This is a genomic window from Sulfuricurvum sp. (assembly GCF_028712165.1).
GTDB lineage: Bacteria > Campylobacterota > Campylobacteria > Campylobacterales > Sulfurimonadaceae > Sulfuricurvum.
The window spans coordinates 1-8,551 of the sequence record NZ_JAQTQR010000096.1 but is presented as its reverse complement, the minus strand read 5'-3'; the positions used below and the strand labels follow the sequence as shown (position 1 = coordinate 8,551).

6 protein-coding genes are annotated in these 8,551 nt (G+C 37.9%); 4 read left to right on the top strand and 2 right to left on the bottom strand.

The features are described from left to right. Window positions 1-77 precede the first annotated feature (77 nt). Entirely contained in the window at window positions 78-1,169 is a 1,092-nt protein-coding gene (locus PHP90_RS13020) for an epoxyqueuosine reductase QueH (RefSeq protein WP_299930784.1), read from the top strand. On the opposite strand, the gene PHP90_RS13015 is transcribed toward PHP90_RS13020, so the two are convergent. Beyond that, complete coding sequence (locus PHP90_RS13015) at window positions 1,150-2,289, bottom strand: hypothetical protein (RefSeq protein ID WP_299930782.1); 1,140 nt, start codon at window positions 2,287-2,289, stop codon at window positions 1,150-1,152. The two genes, PHP90_RS13020 and PHP90_RS13015, sit on opposite strands and share 20 nt — an antisense overlap. Window positions 2,290-2,334: 45 nt before the next feature. Further along, entirely contained in the window at window positions 2,335-3,522 is a 1,188-nt protein-coding gene (locus PHP90_RS13010; RefSeq protein ID WP_299930780.1) for an alpha/beta fold hydrolase, read from the bottom strand. A 256-nt stretch (window positions 3,523-3,778) separates the two neighbouring features. Here PHP90_RS13010 and PHP90_RS13005 point away from each other — a divergent pair, with 256 nt between their 5' ends. The 3 genes from PHP90_RS13005 to PHP90_RS12995 all read left to right on the top strand — a co-directional run. Beyond that, window positions 3,779-4,111 carry a hypothetical protein gene (locus PHP90_RS13005; protein WP_299930776.1) on the top strand — a complete coding sequence of 111 codons (333 nt, stop codon included), beginning with the start codon at window positions 3,779-3,781 and terminating at the stop codon, window positions 4,109-4,111. Between the two features lie 154 nt (window positions 4,112-4,265). After that, complete coding sequence (locus PHP90_RS13000; protein WP_299930773.1) at window positions 4,266-6,887, top strand: PhnD/SsuA/transferrin family substrate-binding protein; 2,622 nt, start codon at window positions 4,266-4,268, stop codon at window positions 6,885-6,887. A 64-nt stretch (window positions 6,888-6,951) separates the two neighbouring features. Next, window positions 6,952-8,551 (top strand): cation:proton antiporter (locus PHP90_RS12995; protein WP_299930770.1); only part of this gene is annotated, 1,600 nt, incomplete at its 3' end.

The following is an 8,551-nucleotide window of genomic DNA, read 5'->3' as shown; positions in this document are numbered from 1 at the left end:
CTATGGCGGTTCTTGACAGCATCCAAATGCGCGACACCATCGAAAAAGTCGAAATTTTAGCTGCACGCGACTAATTCATGCTAGTTCACATCTGCTGCAGTGTCGATTCCCATTTCTTTATGGAGAAGCTGCAGCAGGAATTCCCCGACGAAAAGCTCGTCGGGTTCTTCTATGATCCCAACATCCACCCTTACAGCGAATATCAACTCCGCCTTTTAGACGTAGAACGCAGCTGTAAAAAACTGGGCATTGAGCTGATAGAAGGCCCCTATGATTATGAAAACTGGATGAACGCCGTCCGGGGACTCGAAAAAGAACCCGAGAAGGGTGCGCGCTGCGAAGTGTGCTTTGACAAACGTTTCGAGGTGAGTGCCCACAAAGCACTCGAACTCGGCGAAACCTCCATGACCACCACCCTCCTCGTCAGCCCCCTAAAAGCGCAAGAACAGCTCAAAAAATCGGGCGATGCATTCCATTCAACACATGGTGTCGAGTTTATCGCATTCGATTACCGTAAAAACGGCGGAACCAACGATCAAGGCAGAGTCAGCAAAGAACAGCAGCTCTACCGTCAGGACTACTGCGGCTGTATCTACGGGCTCACCATGCAGCGCGATCAGCAGCACCGCCTGATGGATGAAATGTTCTCCCCTATTTCTCGTCAAATCCTCCCTGCTTCGATCGAAGAGCGTTTGGAACTCTATAAGAAACGGATGGAACTAGAAGATCAAGGTACCCCCTATCGCATCATCAAAGAACGGTTTTTAAACTACCGCCTGATTCGCTCTTCGGTAAAAGCAGGCTCTGAGATTATCCCTTCTTATCCCCTCTTTTATTCAACGATCAACCGTACTCAGGCACAGGGAAATATCGATTTTGAGATAGACGGACAGTTTTTCCTAAACCGCGAAGAAGTACGATTTATCACTCTCGAAACATTCAATACACTTACCGATTCAGACTATAAAGACACCAAAGAATTGATGTTTAACGCACCACTGATCGAAACCGAAATCACACTTCGTTCTCGTCTTACGGGAAGCCCGTTTAATACCTCAGCGATTATCGTCGTCGATGAGATACCGAACGCAAAAATCACCCTTCTTTTAGAGACGAAAACGTATGATGATACGAGAGAAATTCTAATTATCAATTCTTTAACGGCTTAGATACAGTCCATATAAACATATTTCTCATACGTTTTTTTTCTATTGAAGTAGCTAATAGACCATTACTAAATTTCCATATAATCATTTGTTCCCCACCAACAGATTTAATGATTTTGTTTGCTGAGCCATATTTATGATTACAACGATCAACTAAGTTCGTATACCCAGTTGGTGTTACCCTAACAATCACTTGGTTTATCATTTTATTTTTGAAACTAAAAACAATTTCTTCAGCTTTAATCGAGTCAAAGTACTTTATATTTGCATAACACATTTCTTCATTCGCTATTGTCATATTCTTATTGCAAGTAAATTTAACTGTCTTATATTTATTAAATATATCTACTTTTGTCATATTTGAATCTAGACCTGAATAATCAAGATTGATCTTTTCCAAAACTTTTGTATTTTTTATTTCATTTTTTCTTTTTTCTCTAATGTCATTTTTTGGCGTACTTATTATTAAGATAAAGGATAGAAAAATTATTAACACAACTAAAATATATAAATATGCCGAAAAAGAATTTTGAATATTTGAAAGTGAATTTGAAAAAAATCTTTTGTTTGCAAATTTATGCTCATCAAATTTTATTAACGTACTTTCATTAATTGGAAAAGATACTACTCTGTTAATTTCAACCTTATTGATTTCCTCAAAATTCTGTGCTGAAATATTTGATAAAAAATAAAAAACTTTTGTGCGATCATCTTTGGATAACAAAGAAAGATCAATATAAAGATGATATTTTTTTCCATTATAATGATTTACAAAAGTCAAAATTGTTCTGTAGAATGGATATAAAGTTGTAAGTTTTACATTACTGTTTAATAACTCTATTGTATTCACAAACCCATTTTTGTATATTTTTTCTATTTTTGTTGTATAAATTCTAAATTCGCTTATATACATCAATCCAAGAAATTTATACAAAGCAATTAAACCAATTAATATGAATCCTATCGATTTAAAACTTTCACTTGAAGAACAATCTATTCCACATTTTAGTAAAAAATGTACTCCTAATACGATCAATGGCAGATAGATTAAGATTGATTTAAATAGAACACTTCTGAACTGATATTTTAGAACCAATATTGGTTTTTCATTTGTGTTAGACATCTTTAGTCCTCTACACCGAAAAATATATTCCGTCCATTTACTAAGTTATTCAATATTTTTCCTGCTGCTTATCCAAAGAAACATATCTTGTTTTGGATCTGACTGTAATGATGTCACAATTTGTCCATCCTTTAAAACCCATCCAATGAGCTGTACTCCATTTTGGGGCTTTGGTACTATTAAAGCTGAACCGAACTCTTGCGTATAACGATCTATTAAAAACTTATGATTGTCACCAGGTTCAAGGTCGATTTTTACTTCAACTAACTTATTTTTATCGAAAAAGAAAACGATTAATCGAGCATCCGTCCCATTAAAACGATCTATATCCGCGTAACAATAGCGTTCTGCAATCGCGCTTCGCTCATTACCACATGAGAATTTTATCTTTTTATATTTTGTAACAATATCAGCTTCACTCAAATCACTATTTAATTCATTAAAATCAAGCGTTATTTCTCTATTCAAAAATCCTTCCATTGTCGAATAATACTGTGTAGCTAATTGAATATCATTATGTCCAAAACCTTCAAATATTTGCTTATGAACTTTCAATGGATCAAAAGCAGCATAAAGCCTAATACTGTTCTCATTTGGTACAAGAATATCATTCCTTGCCATTAAAATAAGTGTTCTGGCTTTTATCTCTTCCGCTCGATCAATAGAGTCATATCTATCAAAAAGCATAAACTTTATCGGATAAATTGGAAACTGCTTTTTTGCAATCTCTTCGAAGCTATCAAACGGAGTGACCAAAATGAGTTTTTTAATATCCCGTTTTGAAGCAACATACGTCGCGACTCCACTCCCTAAACTTCTTCCAATTATTGCTATATTTTTATGCTTAATTTTGAGTTTGTCATAGACTAAAAGGGCATCCTCATAAAGAGCATTCTCGTTCGGTTTTCCAGTACTTCCACCGTATCCACGATAATTAACGAGATAAATGGTGTAATTGTTAAAATATTGTGAAAATTCTTGCTGATAAGCATCTACAGCTTCAGCATTTCCACCAAAGTATAAAATAGCATCATCATGACCTTCATTTAGTACAATGATTTTTAATTTTGCATCTTTTGCATCGATCATCATTTCCTTCAGACCTTGATATACAGATGTTGAAGGGAAATAGATAAAGGAACGCTGAAAAAACATGAGAAGAATTCCACCCAGTAGATAAATGATCAAAAAAATCAAAAAAATCCAATTTAAAATCCGTCGTTTATTACTCATTCAATCTCCAAAAATTATCATTATTTATTGAAATATAATTTAATTATATCTAACCATACTAAAAATAGCCTACTTTTTAATCACCCTAAATCGCAATTATTCACTATAATTTTTAACATGTGAAATTCTTATTGGTATTACATGATCTAGTTTCATGTAATAACTTTGTTTCCCTTCAGAAATAAAACATCAGTAAGCTTCCTCGTAACATCTTCATCTTATAAGATGGAATTCCAAGAAATAGGGAAAATATATTATGTTTATCAATGCACTAGAAACATTCAGAGCGAAAACGAACGATGTCATTTTCTATATCGATGATGATGCGGATTCAGATACAAGCTATGCGGCATGTTGCGATTTTTTAGATGAATATGCCTATGATGACAACGAAGAAATTTGTGCCCTCAATGACTATATTACTTACGGCGAATTCGGAGAAGGGAGAGTGAATAAACGTTTGCTCGATATACTCGCTTCGTTATGTACGCGATACATGAAAACATCAACTGCTGTCATAAACAACAAAAGTTACTGTAACAGTGCAATCACATCTTTCGAGAGAGCCGAAAATTATCTCTATATTTAATACTATTTTTAAACCCTAGATATTTATCAATCCAATCATATATTTACTGCAAAAAAATATTCTGCTGAAGTTTATACGAACTTCAAACGAGTTTGAGATAGGATATTTACTAAGGTAAAAAATCAGCCGACTCAAATAAAAAGAGAGAATATTTATGCGTAATGTTGCCGTTGTTCCGAAAATACAAAAAAGTGTTATTTCCATTATTTTGTTTGTTTTATTCCTCATCGGTGCAGTCAATGTATCCGCAGCAGCCAAAGAAACGATTAAAATAGGCATTCTTGCAAAGCGGGGAATACCGCAAACAATGCAGCAGTGGCAGCCATTGGCAGTGTATTTGGACCAACAAATTCCCGCTTACACTTTTGAGATCGTACCGCTTGGTTTTCACGACCTAAATGACGCAGTGGCCAATGCTTCGGTCGATTTTGTATTGACAAACACGTTTCAGTACGTTACATTTGAGTACCGTTACGGTACCAGCCGCATCGCTACGCTTCAAAACCACTCAGACGATGGAACCGGTCTGCAGCGTTTCGGCGGAGTGATTTTTACGCGGAGTGACAATACCGACATCCACACTTTGGAAGATACAAAAAACAAACGTTTCGCCGCAGTAGATCCTGCATCATTCGGCGGATGGATTATGGGTAAAAAAGAGTTACTCGATCATGGAGTAAATGAAAAAGATTTTTCTAAACTTCTTTTTTTAAATTCCCATGATGCTGTTGTAGACGCGGTATTAGAAGGGCGTGTAGATGCGGGAACGGTTCGCAGCGATACATTGGAACGTATGGCAGCAGAAGGAAAAATCCGTATGGATCAAGTGCGTGTTATCGCCCCTAAAAAATATCCTGGATTTCCCTTTGCAGTCAGTACTGTACTCTATCCCGAATGGCCCTTTGCCAAACTCTCCCATACATCCGACAAACTTGCAGAATCGGTCCTGATTGCCTTACTTGGTATTGAACCTGGTCTTGAAGTTGCCAAACGTACCAAAACAGATCATTGGACGATTCCGTTGGATTATTCACCCGTACATGATCTGCTCAAAACGTTGAACATGCCTCCTTACAATACAGAGATAACCCTTGCAGAAGTTGTGAAGGAGTATGCAGTAGAGATTATTTTGGCCGTGTTGATTATCCTGCTTCTGAGTGTTGTATTAGTATTTATTCTGTTCCTATATCGACAGTTGCGGAAACAAACCACACATATTGCTACACTGAATGAAGAATTGACTAAACAAATGGAACGCGAACACATTTTTCGACAAATGCTTGACAGTCAAACCGCTTTGACTATGTTAGGCAACGAAACACGAATTATCGAGTGCAATGAGGCATTTTTAACCTTTTTCGGTGTCTCATCCTCCGATGAAATTGTTCGTCATGGGGGAATATGTTCCCATTTTATTGATGATCAAAACGTAGATAATCATCATTGTTTATCAACTATTTTCACGATGAAACAGCAGGGAGAATACTCCAAAATTACGATGCTTAATCACGAAGGTCATCCACGGGTATTTCATGTCCATATTGACCGTTTCGTACATGATGAATCGCTTTTTGTCGTTAATCTGGTCGACATCACTTCCAGTGAAGAGTTGCATCAAAAACTCGTATTGTTGCAAAAAGCAGTGAATCAGTCCAGCAATACGGTTCTAATCAGTAAAATTGACGGGACCGTCCAGTATGTTAACAACTCTTTTTGCGAATGTTGCGGCCTTGAGGAATCGGAACTGGTTGGACATAATGCAGAGATTATGAACACGATGGGACTCAATCCTCTCGCTTCTGAAGATCTCTACAATACACTCTCAGAGAATAGAGTCTGGATTGGTGAGGTGAAAAAACAGCATAAAGACGGTTCTGAACATATCATCCGTATGGCAATCTCTCCGATAAAAGACTCAAATGACAACATAACACATCTCATAGCTATTGGCGAAGATGTCAGTAAATATCGTCAAATTGAAAACAAGCTGCAAGAGAAAGAGAGAATGTTGTTAGCACAGTCACGTCTTGCCGCAGTAGGAGAAATGCTGAACATGATTGCCCACCAATGGCGTCAGCCGCTTTCTATTATCCAAATGTGCTTGAATAATTTAGAGTTTTCTCCACAAATCATAGAGCTGGAGGAGCGTACATGTATCGATACCATGACGGAACAAGTCCAACTGTTATCCAACACCATCGATGATTTCAGCCGTTATTTTCAAAAAGATGCCCGCGTAGAAACTACCGATTTTGATAAAATCATTTGCGATACGATTCGATTACTTGAAAAAAATCTAGAAAACAATAACATCGTATTGGAAAAAGAGTGTACCACACACATGCAAATCAACACACGACAGCAAGATGTGGTGCAAGTACTGCTCAATCTGATCAATAATGCCAAGGAAGCCTTAGTACGTCGTAACATCGCTTCAGCAAAAATTATAGTGCGTACCAGCTTTTCACCGGATAATGAACTGTTTACCGCAGAAATCATCGATAACGGCGGCGGCGTAGATGAATCAATCAAACATCGGATATTCGAGCCTTACTTTTCAACGAAAGAGAGCAAAGAGGGTAGCGGATTGGGACTTTACATTAGCAAATCCATTGTAGAAAATAATTTACACGGATCAATAGGATTTGAAAATACACAAGACGGTGCATGTTTTTATATTAAAATTCCATCATTGTTATTGGAACAAGAGGAGATGAATTTTGACGATATGGATCTCGAAAAAATAGATTTTGAAGAAAGTGATCTTTTAGAGTAATCAAGAGAGGGTACCGCCTACTTTTTAACCACCCTTAGCACAGACCTTGCACTATAATGTGTCTATGGAAAACTTACTTTTAACAATCTTTTTAACCATTGCTATTGCTACGGTTCTCAACATCATCCTCAAACGGTTCGGTGTCTCCCACATCTTGGGCTATATTGCCACCGGAACTATCATCAGCTACCTCTTTGGATTCAATGGTGACGGGATCGATTCACTCAATCTCATCGGCGAATTCGGGATCGTCTTTTTGATGTTTACGATCGGTCTGGAACTGAGTCTGGACAAAATCAAAAAGATGAAAGAGATCCTCCTGACCAACGGTTTGCTGCAAGTCGTATTCAGCGTGGTAGTGATCTTTTTACTCTCTTTTTATCTTTTTCATCTCAATTTCAATACCTCGCTCATCATTTCGTTGGCTTTTTCACTCTCATCCACTGCCATCGTCCTCACCTACCTCAAAGAGTCAAAAGACATCCATACTCCGTATGGTCAAAAATCGATGGGGATTTTGATCTTTCAGGATTTGGCGGTTATCCCTATTTTGCTCCTCATTACCTTTTTGTCCAACGATACCGCATCGATCGGTGAAATCCTTTTAAAAACTGTAATATCCGCCATTTTTGTTGTCGTATTTATGTTTACGATCGGTGAAAAAATCGTTAATGCCCTTTTGCAATTTTCCGCAAAAACGGAGTTGGAAGAGCTCTTTTTGGGCTCGGTTTTCTCCATTCTCATCGGTGCTTCGCTGCTTGCCCATTCTATGGGGTTTACCTACTCACTCGGAGCGTTTATCGCCGGTATGATCATCGCCGATACCCGCTACAATGTCAAAGTTGAATCGGATATCGCCAGCTACAAGGACCTCCTTCTCGGAACCTTTTTCTTCGGAGTGGGGACGAAAATCGATATGGTCTACTTTTTGTCCAATATCCATATCATTATTTTTGTTTTTGTCTTCGCTATGCTTTTCAAAGCACTCGTCATTTACGCCATAATCCGACGCAACTCTGATAAAAATACCTCTGCTAAAACAGCTCTTTCCCTCGCACAAATCGGGGAATTTTCCTTTGCTATTTTCGCCCTTGCAGGGTCGCAAAAGCTGATTAGTGAAGAGATGGCGAGTTTTTTGATTCTCGTGAGTGTTATTTCCATGATTCTTACCCCGTTCATCATCGGAAATATCTATAAACTCTCCTCCTATTTTGAGAAAGAGTTCTTCGAGTCAGACGTCATCACCCCTATCGAACGACAAGATCATATCATCGTTGCCGGATTTGCAATGCTGGGGAAAATAGTCGCATCGTCCCTGCAAGCAAAAGGGGCTAACTTTATTATCATTTCCGACAATCTTAAACACGTTTTGCATGCCAGAAAACTGGGTTACATGGCCTACTTCGGTCACTTAAACAAACTCCCCGTTTTAGAGTCTTTGATGGTTAAAGAAGCCAAAGCGATCATCATTACGATGAGCAGCGAACAAAACAGACGTCTTATCAGTGAAGCAGTTTTGAACTACGATAAAGATGCCAATGTCATTATTAAAATTGACAGTGTCGATGAGCGAAAAAGTATGAGAGATTTACCGGAATTGGAGTTTGTGGATGCCAGTTTTGAAGTCGCAAATCTACTTGTGAATCATGCACTAAAACCCGGTG

Coding starts and splice junctions, on each gene's coding strand:
- PHP90_RS13015 (WP_299930782.1), bottom strand. CDS start 2,289: ATGTCTAACACAAATGAAAAACCAATATTGGTTCTAAAATATCAGTTC.
- PHP90_RS13005 (WP_299930776.1), top strand. CDS start 3,779: ATGTTTATCAATGCACTAGAAACATTCAGAGCGAAAACGAACGATGTC.
- PHP90_RS13010 (WP_299930780.1), bottom strand. CDS start 3,522: ATGAGTAATAAACGACGGATTTTAAATTGGATTTTTTTGATTTTTTTG.
- PHP90_RS13000 (WP_299930773.1), top strand. CDS start 4,266: ATGCGTAATGTTGCCGTTGTTCCGAAAATACAAAAAAGTGTTATTTCC.
- PHP90_RS13020 (WP_299930784.1), top strand. CDS start 78: ATGCTAGTTCACATCTGCTGCAGTGTCGATTCCCATTTCTTTATGGAG.